This is a genomic window from Flammeovirga sp. SubArs3, from assembly GCF_947387565.1.
In the GTDB taxonomy this organism is placed as follows: Bacteria; Bacteroidota; Bacteroidia; order Cytophagales; family Flammeovirgaceae; genus Flammeovirga; species Flammeovirga agarivorans.
On record NZ_CANDOA010000011.1, the window covers coordinates 78,700 to 99,856 of the forward strand.

A 21,157-nucleotide genomic window follows, 5' to 3' on the forward strand; every position below is an offset into this window, starting at 1 on the left:
TGATCAAACAAATGATCCTACACAGATAAACAGTTTACCTCTTATTTTGTTGAGAAATTATTCTTAGAAGTGGGGGAAAGATACTCAGAAGGTAGAGCATAATTTAAACTAGAAGACTGTAGGAAGGGTTCCGCCTTAATGAAAACAATAAAATTAACTACAGAGGTTTGTTGGCTTAAATCTTATAAAGAAGAAAGCATTCATTCAAAGTTTGATCAGGAAAAAGATTAATGATCTCTGTGTAGTTGAGTGAATATGTTTAATTTTTATTGAGAATTCATTTTTTCATCTTAATCATGAAAGAAAAGGAACTGTCATACGGTGCCTTACTGCACTAGAAACACTCTTTGCATATAGTTGATCAATGGATGAAGGAATGGCCATAAATGGTTAATGGGTCTTAGAAAGAGGCTTAAATTGGAAGAAATTGAAAAGTATTAGTAGAGTAAATTCATTAATGCTTTTCACTTATAATAAACATTTCTTAATAAGAATGTATACTGAATTAACAACTAAATAAGGTGTTTACTTCAATAATCTGCTTAATTGATCATATACATATACAACTTTCATTATGTTTAATAAATTAACAATGTTTATTATTGTGTCATTTAGATTTTTTATTGATCTTTATTGAAAGTAATAATTTAAAACTGTTTTATATGAATAACAATAAAGAAAAAATAAAAGAATTACAATCAGTATTTTCAAAGAGTATTGTGACGTTACATTCAGAACCAATGAGGGGTATTATTGAGAATATTGAGAAATCTCAATCAGTATTTTCAAAGAGTATTGTGACGTTACATTCAGAACCAATAAGGGGTATTATTGAGAATATTGAGAAATCTCAATCAGTATTTTCAAAGAGTATTGCGACGTTACATTCAGAACCAATGAGGGGTATTAATGTTTTGTCAGATTTAAGAATAGATACTTCTTCATACGATGCTCTTTCTATAACCCAATCTGTATTAGATTCGGTGGCATTAAATCCTTTAAATAATGACCATAAAAATGACACTCAAAATATAGATGAAATTATAAGTGATTTTCAGAAATTTTTCCAACAACCATATATTCAAATATTACAATATTTAGGAATTAGTCCTTGGGGGATACTTACTTTTGTACTTCCTTTTATGTATTCAAATAACCAAGCTGTAACTAATTTTAAACAAAAAAATGAATACAATCAGATTACTATTATTGAAAATAATTTTCAAGAAAATATTACCCATATTGTATTGAAGAACGTTGTTTTAAGGCATACTCCAAGCAAGTTGAGTAATAGAATAGGATTAGTAAAAAGAGGACAAGAGGTTTATATTTTATCTGAGACACATGGTTATTATTTTATAGCATATACAGATAAAAATACAGGAGAACATAAAGCAGGTTATGCTTTTAAAGGATGTTTTAAAAAATAATTTTACATAAGGGTATAAAGGTTAACACAATAACATACTATATGAATTTTGTACAAATCAGTTTCAAGAAAAAATCACAAAATTATTGAAAGTAAAAAAACATATGTTTTATACGGATTACATTTATACTCTTTTTTTGTTATCAGTAACAATAGGGTTAAGTCAAAACCTTAAAGGAGTCACTATTGGAGATAAAACATTAGTAAGCTCTAAAACAAGGAAATTTACAAAAGTAGTAGGCTTCGAAGTTATTTTTAGTTCCCTATAAACTAAGTGGTGGTACAGTAGAAAGGATAATGTTTACACTATATAATGCTAAAGGAGAGAAACAAAGTATCAGTAATTGTGAATTTGCAGGTTTTGTAAAAAGTGTTGAAACAAACAATAACATCAAGTTTGAATTTAATAAACATGAAGAAAATGGTTTTTATTGCTGTGTAGTAAAAGAATCTAAGTATACTGTGATGGTGTCTACACAAGATTATAAATCAAGGCAATTTAATTTAATGCTTGATATTAGTAATAAATATTTAGTGGAAGAGTAGCAATCTAAATCAAACAGAGGTTTTAAGTAAAACTCATTTATAAAAAATCGCAATAAAGTATTTATGAAGTTGGCAATAATATTCCGCTAGTCGGCATTGAAACGCTGTTTGTTTCGCCATTATGAGCTATTAAAACTCAAAGAAGAATCTATAAGATGGTACTACACTAACAAAACTGCACAAAATTTATAAAAAACAGTATTTATGGGAATTTTAAATATAGAAAGCTTGATAAGGTAAGTTGCTATATCTATCCATTTTAACCATGTTACTTTTGTGTTAGTATTAATCTGTTTTATTATCCATAATAGGCTGTTGAAGTTCTATATTACTTTTTCAATGATATGGCAGTAGATTTCTATTGCAATGAACTCAACAGCAGCGAAATGATAATGACAAACTTTCGAAGTTTACTCTTTAGTTTATTACTTTTTCTTAGTTCTTCTTCACTTTATTCACAACATAAGAATGCAGTATTTATCATCATAGATGATTTGAATGACTATATAGGTGTTATGGGAGGACATCCGCAATCAAAAACGCCTAATATTGATCGGTTGGCAAGTCAAGGAGTATATTTTTCTAACGCTCATTCTAATGCTCCAATTTGTGCACCTTCGAGAGCTAGTTTCTTATCTGGGTTGTATCCCTCAACAACAGGCAACTTTGCTTTTGATGATATTTCACAAAATCCAATATTGAATAATACGAAGTACCTTATGGAATATGCTGTTGAAAATGGATTTCAAACGTATACAACAGGTAAAATTTTTCATAAATCTAAAGACAATCCAATAGGTACAACAGGGTTTAAGCCGGATCAAGGACCTCATGCGTGGGATGGAACTAATACAATGGTTCATCCTTCAATTCCTGAACCTTTTCGTAGTTCTGGAGGAGTGTTAGATGCAACTTTTGCTCCGTTATCTGATATCCCTGAAGGAGGATGGAGAAATAATTATGATGCAAAAACGGCTTTTAGATATATCAGTGATATGGATAGAGATAAAATGGCGGATGAAAATAATGCCGATTATATTGTAGAAATGATCGACCGACATGAAGCCATGAAAGAAGAAGGAAATGATCAACCTTTTTTTATGTTTTATGGAGGAATGAAACCACATACACCACATGTTGCCCCACAGTCCTTTTTCGATAAATTCCCATTAGAAACTTTAATGTTGCCAGAGATTTTGGAAGATGATCTAAAGGATACATATCGGGAACATTACAATAATAGTTCTTTTGATAAATATGAAGCACTTTTAGCTTCATATGCCACAGAAGAAGAGGGGATCAAAAGATATCTTCAAAGTAAATTAGCCTGTACCGCGTTTGCAGATAGTTTAATTGGAGTTGTTGTAAACAAAATAGAAAATAGCTCTTTTGCAGATAATACAATGATTGTTTTGGTTTCAGATCATGGTTTTCATGTAGGAGAGAAATTTTATTTAGCTAAAAATACACTTTGGGAAGAAAGTACACGTATTCCTATGATTATGAAAGTGCCGGGGTATGAAGTTTCTAAGGGAAAAGAGGTTACGCATCCTGTAAGCTTGATTGATATTTATCCTACTTTCAAAGATTTATTAGGAATGGATGGAGATACGAAGAAAAGTGAGAGTGGGGCAGAATTAGATGGTCATAGTTTGAGGGCATTTTTAGAAAACCCAAATACGATGGATTGGGAAGGGCCAAATGCTGCTTTAGAATCAGTACATAATCCACATTCAGACGATATAGGTCAACAAAACTATGCTTTAAGAAGTGAAAAGTATCGTTATATTCGTTATGGATCAGGTAAAGAAGAGTTTTATAACCACACTAAAGATCCAAATGAGTGGAGGAATGAAATAGAGAACCCTTTGTATACCGAAGAAATTCAAGGTTTCCGAATACAGCTTCAAGAAATGATTCCTCATGCCAATTTTATCAATACTAATTACATTCCTTATTCTTTTTATGATCTTTTTGAAGCATACGATTTAGATTATGATCTCACTAAGTCAGGGTATTCTCAAAAAGATCCTTCAACTAAAATGGAAGTAATACAGGAAGGCAATAACAAATTTGCTAGATGTATTTCTCAAGGGGAACAAGTTAATTTTAGAATGAAAGTAAAGGATTTAGTACCCGGACAATTATATTTTTGGGAAGGAAAGTTAAGGTGTCAAGAGACTGTAAATTATGGTGCTTTTGATTCGGAAATAAATACTAGTGTTTCTCTTACTCCTGAAGGCTGGGAAAGTTTCTCTCTTTCTTTGAGACCTGATGCTGAAAAATGGAATAAAGGTTTAGCTTTAACACCTTATATCAGTACTCAAAACTTCGCGACATTAGATGTTGATGACGTTAAAGTAACCAAAGCGGAAGTTGATATGCTGTACAATTACACAGTAGATAAAGATCTTCTCGTAGTGGGTGAGACATATAAATTTGAAGCAGTTGCAACACCTAATGATCAAGCAATATCATGGTCTGTAGATCATATTTCTGGTGAGGCAATGATCAGTAATGAAGGGATGATAACTCCTACTGTATCAGGAACTTGTTTAGTAAAAGCGAGTATGACAGGGTATGAAGATGTTTATGATAGTTTGTTGGTTACAATTTGGGATGATCATCCGGATTTTACGTTATCTATTGATGCATTAACAGATTCATTAGAGGTAGAGTATGGTTATCAATTGCACTATTCATTATCTCCTTCTTTAAATCAACGAGTTATCTGGTCTGTAGACGATGAATCCGTTGCTGTGATCAATAAAGCAACAGGTTTTATTATTGGAAAGTCAAGAGGAAAAGTAAATGTGATAGCTAAGTTATATGATGATGAAACGGTATTTACTACATTAGAAATAAATATTGGGAAAGAGGGGATAATTAGTTCAATTGATGATAATATTAAAGATAATATCAGAAGTCAACAATATTTCACTGTATACCCCAATCCTTCTACCGGCACTTTTATTATCGATGGAGATGGTTTGATTGCAAAATATCATGTCTATAATTCTTTAGGAATATTGATAAAAAGTGCTTATTCAGATCGCCTAGATCTTTCGGGCCAACAGGCTGGATTGTATTATCTTGTTTTAGAAAATGGAGAAGTTAAAAAGTTAATTAAAAGATGAAATTGAAAATGGATTTTTGGTTATATTCTTCTCGTCTTCTTTGAATCATATCTTTTATGCAAGAACTGAAAGTTATTACCAAATACAAGACGAACAATATTATAGGTATAATCCTCCTATTGATGAGGTGAGAAGGCAAGCGACTATTTCTGATGATAGATTGAAGATTGATACAGGAGATCATATTATCGTTGAATTCAAGCCTGAACAAACGGAGTTCACGATCAAAACTCCTAGTGATATTTGCGAACAATAAACTTTCTAGTTAGTAACACAAATAAAAAACAGGTTACTATATTCTTTGTTTTTCTAATTACTTATTGGTGTTACTATATTTTATATCTAAATAAATTTATACCCTTCTAATATTTATTATAAAAAATATAGAAGGGTATTTTCAATTTTAAACAACCAATTCTTGCCAAACCATATACATTTCCCTTTCCTTTCTAATTTTCATTGAAATATCCCCATTTCAATGATGTGATTTTATCACATCAACCCATCTTATCATTGTAGTGAAATGAGGTAATTAACATTTTCAAGATGCAGATATACAGTAAGTTATATATTTAATTGAATGATGATGTCTTTTTGATGATATATAAAATTACACTTTCATAATGAATCCCCTCCATATTTGTAATCACAAAACAATCGTAAAACTGAACTCTATTTTTCACTAAGCAAATCATCTGAATTGGTGAAATCAACTTACTCTCTTATCTGTATGAAATTTATTAATAAGACAATATTATTACTTTTAGGCTGTTCCATTTTATTATCGTGTGAACAGAAGAAAAAAGACTTCGATTGGGAAAGTTACAGTCAAGACCCATTGATTGAAGGGAAGGTGGACTCAGTGTTATCTTTGATGACTTTAGAAGAGAAGATAGGACAAATGACACAGTTCTCTGGACATGGAACACTAACTGGACCGCAGATCAATGACGACTTTAAAGAGTACTTGGAGAAGGGACAAGTAGGAAGTATGTTCAATGTTTTTGGAGCGGAAGGGTTACGTAAACTACAGGAGCAGGCAATGAAGCATTCTCGTCTTCAAATTCCAATTTTATTTGCAGCAGATGTAGTGCATGGATATAAGACAACGTTTCCAATGCCATTGGCAGAGTCTTGTAGCTGGGATTTAGACTTGATGGAGAAAAGTGCTAGAATTGCTGCTATTGAAGCGACTTCGGCGGGGATCAGCTGGACGTTTGCCCCCATGATTGATATTGCTAGAGACCCGCGTTGGGGAAGAGTGATGGAAGGTGCCGGTGAAGATGTTTTCTTAGGAAAAGAAATTGCAAAAGCAAGAGTCAATGGTTTTCAAGGTATCAAAAGTTATAAGGACTTTAGTGAAATGCATACCATGTTGGCTTGTGCAAAGCATTTTATTGGGTATGGTGCAGCAGAAGCAGGAAGAGATTATAATGCGGTAGATGTTTCTGATAGAGTATTAAGAGAAACGTATTTACCTCCATTTAAAACATCAGTTGAGAATAAGGTAGCCACATTTATGACCTCTTTTAATACAGTCAGCGGAGTACCTGCCACTGGTAACAAATACTTGTTCAAAGATATTTTGAGAGGCGAATGGGATTTTAAAGGTATGGTGGTAACGGACTATACGGCCATCAATGAAATGATACCTCACGGTTATGCAGAAGATCTTAAGCAAGCGGCAGAGAAAGCTTTAAATGCTGTGATTGATATGGACATGAATGGAGCTGCTTATATTCAAAACCTAAAAAAATTAGTGGATGAAGGTGCTGTAACGGAAGGTCAAATTGATGTTGCGGTTGCAAGAATTCTGGAATTGAAATTCTTATTAGGATTGTTTGAAGATCCTTATAGATATATGAATACCAAGCGTGAAGCGGAAAACACGATGAAAGAAGAGTTCTTGGTAGAAGCATTGAAAGGAGCGGAACGTTCTATCGTATTATTGAAAAATGAAAAAGAGCTATTACCGTTAGCTGAAAATACAAATAAACGTGTTGGTTTGATCGGTCCAATGATCAAAGATAGAAAAAGCCTAAATGGAGAATGGGCAATTCAAGGTGACCGTTCTAAAAGTGTGACTGTTTATGAGGGCGTCACTAACCTTTTTTCAAATGCTAAATTTAGCTATGCTAAAGGTGCTGATTTGATGGGAGGAAGTGACGCCAAAGAAATTCAGAAGGCTGTGAGAGTAGCCCAAAAAAGTGATATTGTTTTCTTGGCTTTGGGCGAAGATTTCAATTGGTCTGGTGAAGCGGCAAGCAGAACGGATATTCGTATTCCAAAAGCCCAACGAGAGCTGATGCACGCGATAAAGAAAACGGGAAAACCTATTGTTTTGATCTTATTGAATGGAAGGCCATTGGATTTATCATGGGAAGATCAAAATGTGGACGCGATTGTTGAAGCGTGGTACTTGGGGATTAAAACTGGTGATGCTATTGCGAATGTATTGGCAGGAAAGTACAATCCCTCAGCAAAATTGACCATGACGTTCCCAAGAAATGTAGGACAAGTGCCTATCTACTATAATGCTTTAAATACGGGTAGGCCATTCGACCAAAACAACCCTCAGGATTATAAATCATTCTATTTAGATGTAGAAAACTCTCCTCTCTATCCATTTGGTTACGGATTAAGTTATACTTCATTTGAGTATGTTGATATGCAATTATCAACTGATGAATTAAAGGAAGGAGGTACAATTCAGGCATCAGTTACAGTGAAAAATACTGGCAAATATGATGGAGAAGAAGTAGTTCAACTTTATACTCAAGACATCTTTGCATCTGTTGCTCAACCAGTAAAACAACTGAAAGGCTTTCAAAAAATTAAACTCAAGAAAGGAGAATCGAAAAAAGTAATATTCGATATCACTCCTGATATGCTATCAATTCTTGATATCAACAAAAACATAGTAACTGAAGAAGGGAAGTTCAAAGTTTGGATTGCCCCTAACTCTTCAAATGTTCAGAATGAAGCTATTTTTTCATTCAAACACTAAATCTTACTTTCTAAGTTAAAATGTAACAATAAATAGTATTAAAAAAGAGAGAATTGTACATTGGAAATCCGACCAAATCAATATTTAATCGTGATGAATAAACTACGCTCTCTGGAACAAAGATGTAAAACTGAAGGATATCTTGGTATAGGATTATCAAAACGAAATATCATTGCTAATAAGTGCTCACCGGTCCACTTATCGATTAATACTTATTTTGCTGACCTCTATATTTAGTTGGCAAATAGGTACAAATGAAAATACAAATGGTCTATTACGTCAATATTTTCCCAAGAATTTAATCTATTAATAAAATTACAAGGGAACTGTCGAAGATAAAATTAATAATAGACCAAGGAAAGTTTTAAATCATCTTATCAGCATATTGATTCAATTTTCTCTCTCGAAAATATGCTATAAAAGTGTTGCATGTAAAGTTAGAACTCAAGAATGAAGTTACTGCAATAACTATTATTATCTTAATAAAATGACTATGAAAAAGTTATTACTAACACTATTTTTTAGTATTTCTTGTATATCTCTGTACGCCCAAAATACACTTTCTGGAAAGGTGAAAAATAGTACAGGAGATGGCGTAATCGGAGCTACAATCCAAATTATTGGAACACAAAAAGGGTCAATTACTGACTTCGAAGGAAATTTTAAAATCGATGGAATTCAACTCAACGATTCCATTCAAGTCTCCTCTATTGGTTATGTAACGGAGACAAGAGTAATCTCTAGTTTTTCACCTATTCAAGTGGTCTTGAATGAAGACATGGAACAACTTGAAGAAGTGGTGGTTATCGGTTATGGTGTCATGAAAAAGAGTGACCTGACAGGTGCCGTATCGAGTGTGAAGAGTGAAGATGTGGAGAAAATTCCAGCTTCAAACCCTTTACAATCTTTACAAGGTAAAGTATCAGGTGTTCAGATTACTTCAGGTAACACACCTGGTAGTTCACCGAAGGTACAGATCAGGGGGGTCGGCACCACAGGTAATTCGAGCCCGCTGTATGTTGTGGATGGAATGCTTCTGGATGATATCAACTTCTTGAGTTCTAACGATATCGAATCAATGGAAGTCTTGAAAGATGCTTCAGCAACGGCAATTTATGGCTCAAGAGGTGCCAATGGTGTGGTCATTATCTCAACAAAACAAGGTTCGAAAGGAAAGGCAAAAGTGACTTTGGGCTCTTATGTAGGTATGCAACAAGTAGCGGCACGCCCCAATATGGTAAACGCACAACAGTATGCTATGCTTCAAAACGAGATCATGAACAACCAAGGCTCAGACTTGATTTATACACAAGAACAAATCAGGAACATGGACAATGGTACAAATTGGATTGATGAAGCAACACGAAACGCACCAATCCAAAATTACCAAGTGGGTGTTTCAGGTGGATCATATAACATGATGTATAATATCACGGCAGGGTATTTCAATCAGTTAGGTGTTGTAGAAGGATCAGGTTACGACCGTTTCAACTTAAGAATCAACAATACGTACAAGTTAGCGAAGAAAGTTAAAGTAGGTCATAATATCGCTTACTCTACTTACAACAGTACGAATGAAGGTGTGGATTTAGGAGATGCCTATAAAGCAGACCCAACAATGCCGGTCTACGATCAGAATGGTTACTTTGGTACTTCTAATAATAATGATATAGGTAACCCTATCGCTTCTTCTTATTACAAAAACGACTTCAGTAGCGGAGACCGTTTGGTAGGTAACTTCTTTTTAGATTATAAAATCACCAAAGGCTTAATTTTCAAAACAAGCTTAGGTGTAGATCGAGCGACAAACAAAGGAACGAGATATACTCCTGTATTCTTCGTAAGTGGTAAGCAATTCAATGATGTAAGTAGATTATCGCAAGAAGAAAACGTATACAATGCATTACTCTGGGAAAATACGATGAGCTTTATGAAGCAGATCGGTAAGCATAGTATCAATGCTGTAGCGGGTATTACCACTCAAAATAATACAATGCAAAAGTGGGAAGGTTCAGAAAATGGAGTGCCTAATAACAGTAATATGTGGTACTTGGGTACTGGATTGGTAGACAGTAGAAATATTATTCAAGAAGGTGCTTCGAACTCCTATTTGTCTTTCCTTGGTAGAGTGAATTATACATTCGATAATAAGTACCTTGCAACAGCCTCATTTAGAGCGGATGGTTCTTCTCGTTTCGGTAAAGACAATAAATTTGGTGTCTTCCCATCATTGGCTTTAGGTTGGAGAATTTCGGAAGAAAACTTCTTGAAATCTAGCGATTTGATCAATAACATGAAACTAAGAGCGAGTTGGGGTAGAATCGGAAATGACAAGATTGGGGATTACAGTAAGTATTCATTAATCAATAATAACTTAAATCCCGTTTTTGGTTCTGATCAAACATTCCAACCGGGCGGTACTGTAATCAATATGGCCAATGCTAACCTTCGTTGGGAAACTGTAGAACAATTAGATATTGGTATAGAAGTAGGTTTTTGGGGCGATAAATTAACGATAGATGCAGATTACTATCACAAAATGACCAAAGACATGTTGGTTTATATTACTCCTCCTGGTTTAGTAGGATCAAAAGGTGCTGTGCCTTCTAATATTGGTGAAATCTTGAATAAAGGTATTGATTTAAGTATCCAATGGAATCATAAAATCGGAAAAGTACAATATAATATCGGAGCCAATGTATCTACAATTCACAATGAGGTAATCGCATTAGACCCTAACAACCCTTTTATCTATGGAGGTGATTTAGGTAATGGTCAGCAAGTTTCTTTGACTACTCCAGGTCAGGCAATTGGTTCATTCTATGGCTATAAAACAAATGGTGTATTCCAAAATCAAGAACAGATTGATAACATGCCGTCATTGCCAGGAACACAGCCAGGTGATATTATATATCAGGATATCAACGGTGATGGTGTGATTGACGAGAATGATAAAACGTTTATCGGAAGTCCAATTCCAAGCTTAATTTATGGTATTAACTTAGGGGTTGCTTATAAAAACTTTGACTTGTCAGCCTTATTCCAAGGACAATCAGGCAATCAAATCTACAATGCAAAAAAAGCAGTACGTTGGGGTACGACTAACTTCGAAGAGTCTTTTCTAGAAAGATGGACAGGAGAAGGCACAAGCAACAGCGAGCCAAGAGTAACCAATGGAGGTGTAAACTATGAAGTATCAGATCGCTTTATTGAAGACGGGTCTTACCTTAAACTAGCAAATATCACTTTAGGGTATACTTTGCCAGAGCATGTGACCAATAAAATATTCATTGAAAAATGTAGAATTTTTGCAGCCGCATCCAATATTTATTTATACCAACCTTATCAGTCGTATAGTTCAGAAATCATTTCAAATTCACCGCTTAATGCAGGAATTGATTTCAATACTTATCCATTGACTGCTACTTACACATTAGGTATTAACGTGAACTTCTAATTGTACTGAAATGAAAAAATTATTCTTATATACCATTACACTTTTGCTTTTAGGTTCTTGTTCAAACCTATTAGAAAAAACACCTCAAGGACAGGAAACATCTGCGGATTATTTTAAAACTCAAGATGGAGCCTTAAAAGCTACAAATGCGATTTACGAAAGTTTAAGAGGTTGGAATACAACTGCTTGGGGCCCAATAGGGTTAGTAGATATTGCTTCTGATGATGCCGATAAAGGATCAACATCAACGGACAGTTATGATATGATTGAATTGAATAATGCTTCATATTTACCCAACAACGGTACCATCCAAGGGTATTACAATGAGCATTACCAAGCGATCAACCGTACCAATCAAGTAATTATTAATGTTCCTGAGGGTGAGTTTGATGAAAACTTGAAAGCAAGATATATTGCTGAAGCGAAATGTCTTAGAGCATTTTTCTACTTCAACTTAGTAAGAGCGTATGGAGGTATGCCTATTGTGGATCGTTTATTAAATCCAGAAGAGTATAAAGTACCACGTTCGACCAGAGAGGAAACATATGCTTTTATCATCAAGGATTTGGAAGAAGCAGTGGAAATTCTGCCCACAAAATCACAATATGATTTATCTGAACTTGGTCGTGTGACTAAAGGTACAGCACAAGCATTATTGGCAAAAGTATACCTTTTCCAAGCATCATTTACAGGTTCAAATGAAGATTACCAAAAGTCATTGAACGCGGCGGAAGCTTTAATTCAGTCAGGAGAGTATAGCTTGTACCCGAACTTTGCTGAGATCTTTAGATTGGAAGGTGAAAACTGCTCGGAGTCTATTTTTGAAGTGCAAACGCATGATTTCCAACAAGGTGGAGGAAGTAGCCAATTCACTGAAATTCAAGGTATCCGTTCGAATGTATTGAATAAGGGTTGGGGTTTTAATATTCCATCAAAATCGCTTAGAGATGCATTTGAAGCCAATGATCCTCGTTATGATGCCACAATCATCACAGCAGGTCAAACATTGTATGACGGTGAAGTAATGCCAAGACCAGAAGATGGAATATTCGGAGATAATTCAGACCCCATTAACGAATTCTACAGTTATAAGGTTTATTCTCCTTCACATAATGGAGGGAATAACAATAGCCCAATGAACATTAGATTGTTGAGATATTCAGATATAATCCTTGTAGCGGCAGAAGCATCTAATGCTTTAGGTAATTCGTCAAAGGCCTTAGGTTATTTGAACAGTGTTAGAGCTAGAGCCCGTGCAGGTTTAAATGTTTTACCGGATGTAACAGTGTCTGATCAAGTACAATTAAGAGAAGCTATTTGGAATGAAAGACGTGTCGAATTAGCCATGGAACAGCATAGGTATTTTGACTTGATGAGGATGGATGATGTGTCTCCAGGTTACGCCAAAAGCAAGTTAGTTGAGAATGGTGATAACGTTTTTGATGTTGCTAAAAATAAGGTCTATCCCATTCCACAAGCTGAAATTAATGCTGTAGGAAGCGACATTTTGAAGCAAAATCCGAATTACTAATAAAGATATTTAAACTAGCGTACACCATTGTTAAAAAGATGGGTAGACAATTATAACACCTCAGTTTAATATGGAAACTGAATGGTTTCCCATGATTCAAAGCATGGTGTACGCTCCAAAAAAGAAATATTATGAAACAGCACTTCTTATTTTTATTGATCATAGCCTTTGCTACTGGTTGTGGATTAAATCCAGATCAAGTAAAAACACTTACTCCACCTCCAACAGATGATGCAAGAGATACGATTAATGTGGAGTCAGAACCTATTTTACCTCCAACAGATGAAGTTGAAGATACAACTGATGTGGAGCCTGAACCTATTGAAGGTATTCAATTAGTTTCCCCTTCTAATGCACAAGCACATCTAACGTTTGACAAAGAAGTACAGCTAACTTGGACTGCAGAGAAAATAGACCTGACTTATGAAGTATTCTTATGGAAATCTTCTGAAGAAATGCCCGAAGAACCATTAGTGAGTGGCCTTCAAGATGCTTTCTTTGTGATCACTGATTTAGAAGAAAACATAGAATACAGCTGGTTGGTGAAAGGAAATGATGAAGCCAATTATCTTATTTCAAATCCATCAGTATTTACCACTTCTAGCGTTTCATTAAAATCCGTTTTTGAAAGAAAAGTGATGGGCTTATCCTTTAATAACTCTGTGGAGGAAGATGACAATTTGTATGAAGTAGAAGACCACAATACAAGTTTTACAAACGATAGATTTGGAAATACAAACAGTGCTTTCAATGGCTCAGATGCAATAGAAACAGGGACGGCAGCGATTATTTCCTATCATGAAAACCTCAATCCAGGTAATATGACGGTTTCAGTTTGGGTACGCCCAACAGATTTATCTAATGTAGGATGGATTTACTCTATGCAGCGTTGGGAAGGATTCAGTATGAAAAGAGAGAGTGATGGCCGTATTAAAAACATGTACTTCCATGAAACTTCAAATTGGGGTGCGGTTGATTTCTTTACAGATGAAATTGAATTTGAACAATGGACCAACATCACAATAACCGTAGATGGCTTAGTGAGAAAGGTATACTATAACGGTGAAAAAGTAGATGAGATTGAAGCGTTAGGTCCTGTTCATTTTAATGCAGGAGTTGGCTCAAACCTCATCATCGGTGCTCAAGTAGAGAACGATAACACCAATATACAAGAGTCGTTTAATGGAGGAATTGATGACTTCAGAATCTTCAAAGAAGCCATGACAGACGAAGAAGTAAAGACATTCTATAATTACGAATCAAACTATAATCCTTATTTATAATGCAGTATACTAACTTTAAAACCATTCTAACATTATTACTATTTTCATTGATGTGTTGTTCAGAAACTGTAAAAATTTCTCCTGAATTACCAATCTATGATGATGAAGAGGAAAAAGTATCATTAACTGATGAAGAGTTAATGGATAAAGTGCAGGAAACAACCTTTAAATATTTCTGGGATTATGGACACCCTGTATCTGCTTTATCAAGAGAGAGAAGTAATGGTGATGATGAAATCGTAACAACTGGAGGAACAGGTTTTGGTATTATGGCTATCATTGTGGGGGTTGAAAGAGGTTATATTACAAAAGCAGAAGCCGCTCAACGCTTAGTGAAAATGTATGAGTTTTTGGAAAATGCAGATCGATTCCACGGAGCATTTCCACACTGGTACCATGGTTCAACAGGTAAAGTAAAGCCTTTCTCTCAAAAAGATGATGGAGGTGATTTGGTAGAAACTGCCTTCTTAATTGAGGGAATTATCACTTCAAGAAACTACTTTGATGGTGATAATGAAACAGAAATAAAACTACGGACATTAGCCACAGCACTCTGGGAAGGGGTAGATTGGGAGTGGTATAGAAACGGAACAGATAAATTGTATTGGCACTGGTCTCCACAATATGATTTCCAGATGAATATGCCTCTTTATGGTTTTGAGGAAACCCAAATCACACACCTTTTAGCAGTCGCTTCTCCAACGTATCCAGTTCCTGCTTCTACGTATGAAACATGTTTTAAAAATGGAGAGCACAGATACGAACAAAGTCTTACGGTAGATACAGCAAAACCACTATTTTGGGTACATTATTCATACATTGGTTTAGAACCTCATTTCACAGATGGAACGACAAGCAAAAGTTACTTTGAATTATTCAAAGAACGTACCTTAGAAAACCGCCGTTGGTGTATTGAACAGCAAGTGAAGTTCCCTTATTACGGAGAAAACGCATGGGGCTTAACAGCTAGTGATGATCCATTTGAAGGATATATGGCACATGAACCATCACAAAATTTAGACAATGGTACTATTACACCTACTGCCGCTCTATCTTCGATTGTTTATACACCAGAAGAATCGTTGGCGGCAATGCGTTATTTCTACGAGGAACAACCTAAATTATGGGGAGAATATGGATTCAAAGATGCTTATAATCTTTCGCAAGGTGATTGGTATGCAGAATCTTACTTAGCTATTGATCAGGGTCCTATCATCACTATGATTGAAAACTATCGATCAGGTGTCCTTTGGAAGTATTTTATGATGGATAAAGATATACAAAGAGGAATTGAAACCTTAAACTGGTCCTTCTCTTCGGTGAATTAGACAAGAAAGAAAGTGGTTTTATGGTGTACTTAAGATACAATAGTTTACATCTCACGTACACCATGAACTACTTTTCCTTCCAAAAAATACTTCTAAAAAATGCCGTCTAAAGCATCAAGTGTAAAAGTGGTATGATATAAAGTGTTTTTTCATAAGTGTGTATTACATAAGGTGACATAAGGTGGATTTGATATTAAAAAAATCTTAACTTCACTGTACTTTTTTATGAATGATGCTACTAAGATTTAAAATACTTCTCACCTTTTTTTTACTTCTATCTCAATTTGGTTTTACACAAGAAACCATAGAGTTATTTACATCAACAAAAATCACCAATTATAGCAAATCAGATTATAATGCTGAAAGCCAAAATTGGAATATTACACAATCTGATGATGGTCTGATTTATACTGCCAATACTTTAGGTTTATTAGAATTTGATGGTGAAAGTTGGAATCTTTTTCCTACTAGTGAACCATTAAGGTGTTTATTGATTCACGAAGATAAAATCTTTGCAGGAGGGATGAATACTATAGGTGTATTTGAAAAGAAAAATGGAGTTTTCAAATTCAAGTCTTTAATGCCTGAAAAATCTTTTCATGATGAAATATGGAAAGCCATTCAGATCGGTAACAAGATTGTTTTTCAATCCTTTAATACATTCTATATCTACAACCTCGACACAAAAGATCTTACCCGTAAAAGTCTTACCGAAGGTAATATTTCCTTTGCTTTCAAGTCAAAAACAGAAACTACGTTCTATTATCAGGTACTTTATAATCATATTAATATTACAAAGGATTTGATAGAAGTGGATAATATAACTCATCCAGCACTTAACCATTGGATGGTGAAATTTATTCATGAAGTAGAGAAAGGACTATTAATTGGAACGTTTAAAAATGGTTTATTTCTATGGGATGGTAAAGACTTTATCCCTTACGAAAATAAGATTTCAACCTTTCTAAAAGAAGCAAGATTAAACGTTGCTCTACCTATTGATGATAAAGGAGGGGTTGCTTTCGGAACATTGGATAAGGGGATTATTATTGGAAATATCAATACAGGAGTGATAGATTATTATATCAATTCCAAGAATGGGTTACCTAGCAACAGAGTTCATGCATTGCATTATTACGATGGATTACTTTGGGTGGGTAGTGAAGAAGGAATTACCAATGTAAACTTAAAATATCCGGTCCGTTTTATTAATGATCCCTTAGCGGAAATAGGGCCGGTTTATGATGTGGTAATTCATAAAGGAACATTATACATAGGCACAAACCAAGGACTTTATTTTAGCTCAGACTCTATTAATGCTCCCATTCTTAAACTTCAACTTTTTCCTTATTCAAAAGGGCAAGTTTGGAACTTGTTTGTTGCAGATAATCAATTGTTTTGTGGACATAATGAAGGGATTTTTGAAGTGGGAGAGACCTTCAAAAAAGTATATAATACTGGAGGAGGTTATACCTTCTTGAAAAGTCGATTACATCAAGATATTATGTTTCAAACCTCGTATTATGGTTTGAATATCTGGAAAAAGAGACATGATCAGTGGGAATACAGTCATACAATAAAAAAGATCAATTCATTGACCAGAGATATTATTGAACTCAATGATGGTACGCTCTTACTGACAGACTCTTGGAAAAATATCTATAAAATAAAACTATCAAAAGACCTGAGTTCGCTCAAATTTATTGAAAACCTTTCTACACAAAAATCATTGGCTAATAGTTATAAGTACAGGCTTTTTGATTTAGGAGATAATAAACTCTTAACTACTAATGACACCGTTGTCACTTTTAAAAATAACTTACCTGCCAATATAGATTTAAAAGGCTTGACTTTCATTTCTCATCCTATTGATGATGTTTCCTTAATGAAAATAGATGGGCAATTGATGCTTTATGATGCCAAAGAAGAACATTTTATTCATGTACGAAAATCAATTGCAGAACTAGGTAATAATCAAATCTACAATTACGAAAATATCATTAATATCAAGGATAATTTCTTGATCACTTTTACACAAGGGGCAGGTTTATTCTCAACGCCAGCCATCGAAAACTATAATTTTAAACAGTATCAACCTGACATTAGAAAAGTCACCTTTTGGTACCATAGAAATCAAGAACAACTCAGTAATATAGAAGATAAAATACCTTTTGATTACAACTCAGTTGAATTTCAATTTAGCTCCAAGAATTACTATGAAGAATCGAATTACGCCGTTCGTCTGATAGGCTATGACAGTAATTGGGTGGAGATAGGAGAAAAGAACGAAATCGCATACCAAAACCTTCCTTATGGTAAGTTCATCTTTGAAGTAAAAGACACTGCTTCTAATAAAATCTCCCATTATAAGTTCGAAATAGATAGACCATTCTATTTTTCCAATTTAATGCTAGTAGTATATGTTTTAGCATTTTTATTATCGGTATGGAGTCTCCATAAGTATTATAGTTTAATGTTGAGAAAAGAGAAAATGGCTCTTCTTTTGAAAAAGAGAGAAGATCTTAACTATCAAAGAGATCTCAACGAAAAAAGAATCGCTATCCTTCAAGCCAATGAACTTCAAAAGGAACTGAAAGATAAGAATGAAAGTTTATCAGAGTTACTTGTTCAAAGCTCTAAAAACAAAGACGTTATCCAACAATTAAAGCACCAAGTAGACAACGCCAAACATTTTGACTCGGTCAATAAGAGTCAAGTAATCCGTAAACTTGATCATATTCTTACCACTGAGTTTGATGATAAAAAAGACTGGCTTACTTTCGAGTCCACTTTTAGAAAAATGCATCAAAACTTCTTTTCTGACTTAAAAAATACGCACCCTGCACTTACGAAGGAAGATCTGAAATTATGTGCCTATATCAGAATCAATCTTTCAACAAAAGAACTTGCACCTATTTTTAATATTACCCCAAAAAGTGTTGACTTGAAGAGGTATAGGTTAAGAAAGAAAATGAACTTAGAAAAAGGGACGAACTTATATGATTATATAAATCAGTTTTAACAAGTCCTCTATCGAAATTAATCTAACTATATTTCCCCCCTTATTTAAAAGCATTCCTTTTTTATTTTTTTGCTGATTATACAAAGAGCTTCCGTAAGTTCCAGTACCGATCACTACAAATCACTTCCTGTTCATACAGCCTGATAATACTTTCTATAATGAGAGTGGATTATATATTTATGTAATACATTAAACTATTATTGTACTGAATGACAGCTTCCAAAGTATTTTCGCTTATACAAAGTACAAAGCATATACTCAATTTTTTATAATCAAAAAAAATAATGAGGCTTGTAAAAAGACTAACCCAATTCTAAAAATTCAATACAAGAAAAATGTAGTGAAAATGTAGCCATATTAGTTTTTCATACGTGTTTCACCTAGGGAATATGTAAAACACTAATTTATTTTGAATTAGGGTATCAACTATATTATAACAAGGTTAATAAAGGATATTTGTATTATCGAAATAAGAAATTTTGATAGATAGAATAAATAGGAATTACACAAACAGTATCAGTTTATGTCAAGAATAATTCTATTTACATAGAGGTACATTAGTGCTTATTCAGCTAGAATAAATATCGATACACCAACTAATAAAATTTGATACAATGAAAAAACAATTAGAACCAAAACATAAGAGAATGGTCTTCATCATGTGGGGTTGCTTGATATTATTATTTTGTCTTTTTTCTTGTAATAAGCTTGTAAATTTAGGAAATGAAGAGGTAGAGAAGTCATTAAATCAACTTGAACTAGATGATGAATATATTCCAAATTTTAAATTTGAGGAGCATAGATATATTTCAGCATATTCTAATCTGTACTACAAAACATCAGAAATACATATTTTCTGTACAGTAATTTTGAGTATCCGAAACACAAGTTTAACTGAAGACTTGTATCTTAGAGATGTTGATTATTATGATACTTATGGTGTTAAGTTAGAGTCATTAATAAAGAAAACTAATAAAGTTAGGCCACTAGAAACAAGAGAATTTATTATAGATTTTAAAGATCAAAAAGGAGGATCTGGTGCAAATTTCATAGTTTCTTATGGTGCAAAAAATGAGTTAAGAGATTTACCAATTATTGAATCGATTACAATAGGCCATTATGGTAATAATGGGTTTACATTTACTTCAAACTCTCAAGTAATTCAATCACAATAAACAAAAAAAATATGTTAGGAGGTGAAATGACACTACTAATTGCTGTCTTAATTATCATTGGTATTTTACTTTATAATCCCACAAAAAATTTAGGGATACCTGCAGCGTTTATATTTATAGGGGTAGGTTTGTTTTTAGGTAATGGAGAATCATCCTTTGAAGTATATGACAATCCTGAGTTATCTGAATTTATAAGTCAAACGGCATTGGTACTTATCATCTTTGTTGGAGGGTTACATACCAAAATTTTAGATATTAAAAAGGTAATAAAAGAAGGTATACTGGTCTCCAATATAGGTGTATTAGTTACCTCACTGGCATTAGGGGCATTTGTTTCTTTAGTTACACCTTTATCATTATTAGAGGGTTTGTTACTAGGGTCAATAGTTTCGTCTACAGATGCAGCTGCTGTATTTGGAGTGTTAGAAGCAAAAAAAATGAAGTTGAAATATGCCTCAGATAAAGTATTAGAATTTGAATCAGCTACCAATGATCCAATGGCCATGATACTGACCTTAATTTTTGTAGGTATTTTAAATGCTCCTTATGCACCAATTAATTATTTAGAGAATATTCAGTTTTTTGTACAGCAAATATTTATTGGCGGAGGACTGTCATTTGCATTGTTCCATGTCGTTAAATTCTTGTTCAAGAAGTTCCACTTTCAAGAAGAAGGTTTAGTACCTATTTTGTTATTTAGTTCATTGATTGTCTTCTTAAAAGTGAATGAATATATGGGAGGAAATGCCTTGATTGGAGCCTATATTTTTGGAGTTTTATTGAACACTTTAGATTATCAAAATAAAGACAATTCGCTTCATTTCTTCAATAGTTTTTCTTGGTTAGCACAATCTATTATGTTTTTGATTTTAGGTTTACAGATGTTTCCAGATAGACTATGGGATATACTTCCTTTGGCCATTTTACCAGCAATCTTCTTATTCTTTATTGCAAGGCCTTTGGGTGTATTTATTTCATACCTGCCGTTAAAAGAGCCATTAAATAAAAGGATATTTATATCATGGAGTGGGTTAAAAGGAGCAACGCCTATTGTTTTTGCTTTAATTCCTATCTTATCGGAAGTAAACAATGCTGATATGATATTTTATATTACTAGTTTCATTGTTTTACTATCGCTCATTATACATCCATTTAGCATGGAATTTTTAGCGAAGAAAGTGAATCTTTTAGAATAGGAATAAATTATAGAAATAAGTTGAACAAAAAAGGTTGAAGATTTTC

The 21,157-nt window shown here is 33.7% G+C and carries 12 protein-coding genes; all 12 read left to right on the plus strand.

The window, feature by feature from the left end:
* Window positions 1-662: 662 nt before the first annotated feature.
* Window positions 663-1,430, plus strand: a complete 768-nt coding sequence (locus tag QL232_RS23315; RefSeq protein ID WP_281615974.1) for a hypothetical protein — start codon at window positions 663-665, stop codon at window positions 1,428-1,430.
* 296 nt (window positions 1,431-1,726) lie between these two features.
* Window positions 1,727-1,975: a hypothetical protein gene (locus QL232_RS23320; RefSeq protein ID WP_281615975.1), complete on the plus strand. Its 249-nt coding sequence runs from the start codon at window positions 1,727-1,729 to the stop codon at window positions 1,973-1,975.
* A 392-nt stretch (window positions 1,976-2,367) separates the two neighbouring features.
* Entirely contained in the window at window positions 2,368-5,112 is a 2,745-nt protein-coding gene (locus QL232_RS23325) for a sulfatase-like hydrolase/transferase (protein ID WP_281615976.1), read from the plus strand.
* A 40-nt stretch (window positions 5,113-5,152) separates the two neighbouring features.
* Window positions 5,153-5,368, plus strand: coding sequence for a hypothetical protein (locus QL232_RS23330; protein WP_281615977.1), 216 nt, complete (start codon window positions 5,153-5,155; stop codon window positions 5,366-5,368).
* A 474-nt stretch (window positions 5,369-5,842) separates the two neighbouring features.
* Window positions 5,843-8,119 carry a beta-glucosidase BglX gene (bglX, locus tag QL232_RS23335; protein WP_281615978.1) on the plus strand — a complete coding sequence of 759 codons (2,277 nt, stop codon included), beginning with the start codon at window positions 5,843-5,845 and terminating at the stop codon, window positions 8,117-8,119.
* A 493-nt stretch (window positions 8,120-8,612) separates the two neighbouring features.
* Window positions 8,613-11,576 carry a TonB-dependent receptor gene (locus QL232_RS23340; RefSeq protein ID WP_281615979.1) on the plus strand — a complete coding sequence of 988 codons (2,964 nt, stop codon included), beginning with the start codon at window positions 8,613-8,615 and terminating at the stop codon, window positions 11,574-11,576.
* Window positions 11,577-11,586: 10 nt separating this feature from the next.
* Window positions 11,587-13,107 (plus strand): RagB/SusD family nutrient uptake outer membrane protein, encoded by a 1,521-nt coding sequence (locus tag QL232_RS23345; RefSeq protein WP_281615980.1) that lies wholly within the window; start codon window positions 11,587-11,589, stop codon window positions 13,105-13,107.
* A gap of 131 nt (window positions 13,108-13,238) precedes the next feature.
* Window positions 13,239-14,390, plus strand: a complete 1,152-nt coding sequence (locus QL232_RS23350; protein WP_281615981.1) for a LamG domain-containing protein — start codon at window positions 13,239-13,241, stop codon at window positions 14,388-14,390.
* Window positions 14,390-15,718 (plus strand): glucoamylase family protein, encoded by a 1,329-nt coding sequence (locus QL232_RS23355; protein WP_281615982.1) that lies wholly within the window; start codon window positions 14,390-14,392, stop codon window positions 15,716-15,718. Before QL232_RS23350 ends, QL232_RS23355 begins: the two co-directional genes overlap by 1 nt.
* Window positions 15,719-15,947: 229 nt before the next feature.
* On the plus strand, window positions 15,948-18,740 hold the full coding sequence (locus QL232_RS23360) for a triple tyrosine motif-containing protein (protein WP_281615983.1): 2,793 nt from the start codon (window positions 15,948-15,950) through the stop codon (window positions 18,738-18,740).
* A 614-nt stretch (window positions 18,741-19,354) separates the two neighbouring features.
* Entirely contained in the window at window positions 19,355-19,915 is a 561-nt protein-coding gene (locus QL232_RS23365) for a DUF3124 domain-containing protein (RefSeq protein WP_281615984.1), read from the plus strand.
* Between the two features lie 11 nt (window positions 19,916-19,926).
* Complete coding sequence (locus QL232_RS23370) at window positions 19,927-21,111, plus strand: cation:proton antiporter (RefSeq protein ID WP_281615985.1); 1,185 nt, start codon at window positions 19,927-19,929, stop codon at window positions 21,109-21,111.
* The last annotated feature ends 46 nt before the right edge of the window (window positions 21,112-21,157 follow it).

Excerpts from the sequence above, each read along its gene's own strand:
- QL232_RS23320 (WP_281615975.1), top strand. The coding sequence starts at position 1,727 with ATGTTTACACTATATAATGCTAAAGGAGAGAAACAAAGTATCAGTAAT.
- QL232_RS23345 (WP_281615980.1), top strand. The coding sequence starts at position 11,587 with ATGAAAAAATTATTCTTATATACCATTACACTTTTGCTTTTAGGTTCT.
- QL232_RS23355 (WP_281615982.1), top strand. The coding sequence starts at position 14,390 with ATGCAGTATACTAACTTTAAAACCATTCTAACATTATTACTATTTTCA.
- QL232_RS23365 (WP_281615984.1), top strand. The coding sequence starts at position 19,355 with ATGAAAAAACAATTAGAACCAAAACATAAGAGAATGGTCTTCATCATG.
- QL232_RS23315 (WP_281615974.1), top strand. The coding sequence starts at position 663 with ATGAATAACAATAAAGAAAAAATAAAAGAATTACAATCAGTATTTTCA.
- QL232_RS23325 (WP_281615976.1), top strand. The coding sequence starts at position 2,368 with ATGACAAACTTTCGAAGTTTACTCTTTAGTTTATTACTTTTTCTTAGT.
- QL232_RS23370 (WP_281615985.1), top strand. The coding sequence starts at position 19,927 with ATGTTAGGAGGTGAAATGACACTACTAATTGCTGTCTTAATTATCATT.
- bglX (WP_281615978.1), top strand. The coding sequence starts at position 5,843 with ATGAAATTTATTAATAAGACAATATTATTACTTTTAGGCTGTTCCATT.
- QL232_RS23350 (WP_281615981.1), top strand. The coding sequence starts at position 13,239 with ATGAAACAGCACTTCTTATTTTTATTGATCATAGCCTTTGCTACTGGT.
- QL232_RS23360 (WP_281615983.1), top strand. The coding sequence starts at position 15,948 with ATGATGCTACTAAGATTTAAAATACTTCTCACCTTTTTTTTACTTCTA.
- QL232_RS23340 (WP_281615979.1), top strand. The coding sequence starts at position 8,613 with ATGAAAAAGTTATTACTAACACTATTTTTTAGTATTTCTTGTATATCT.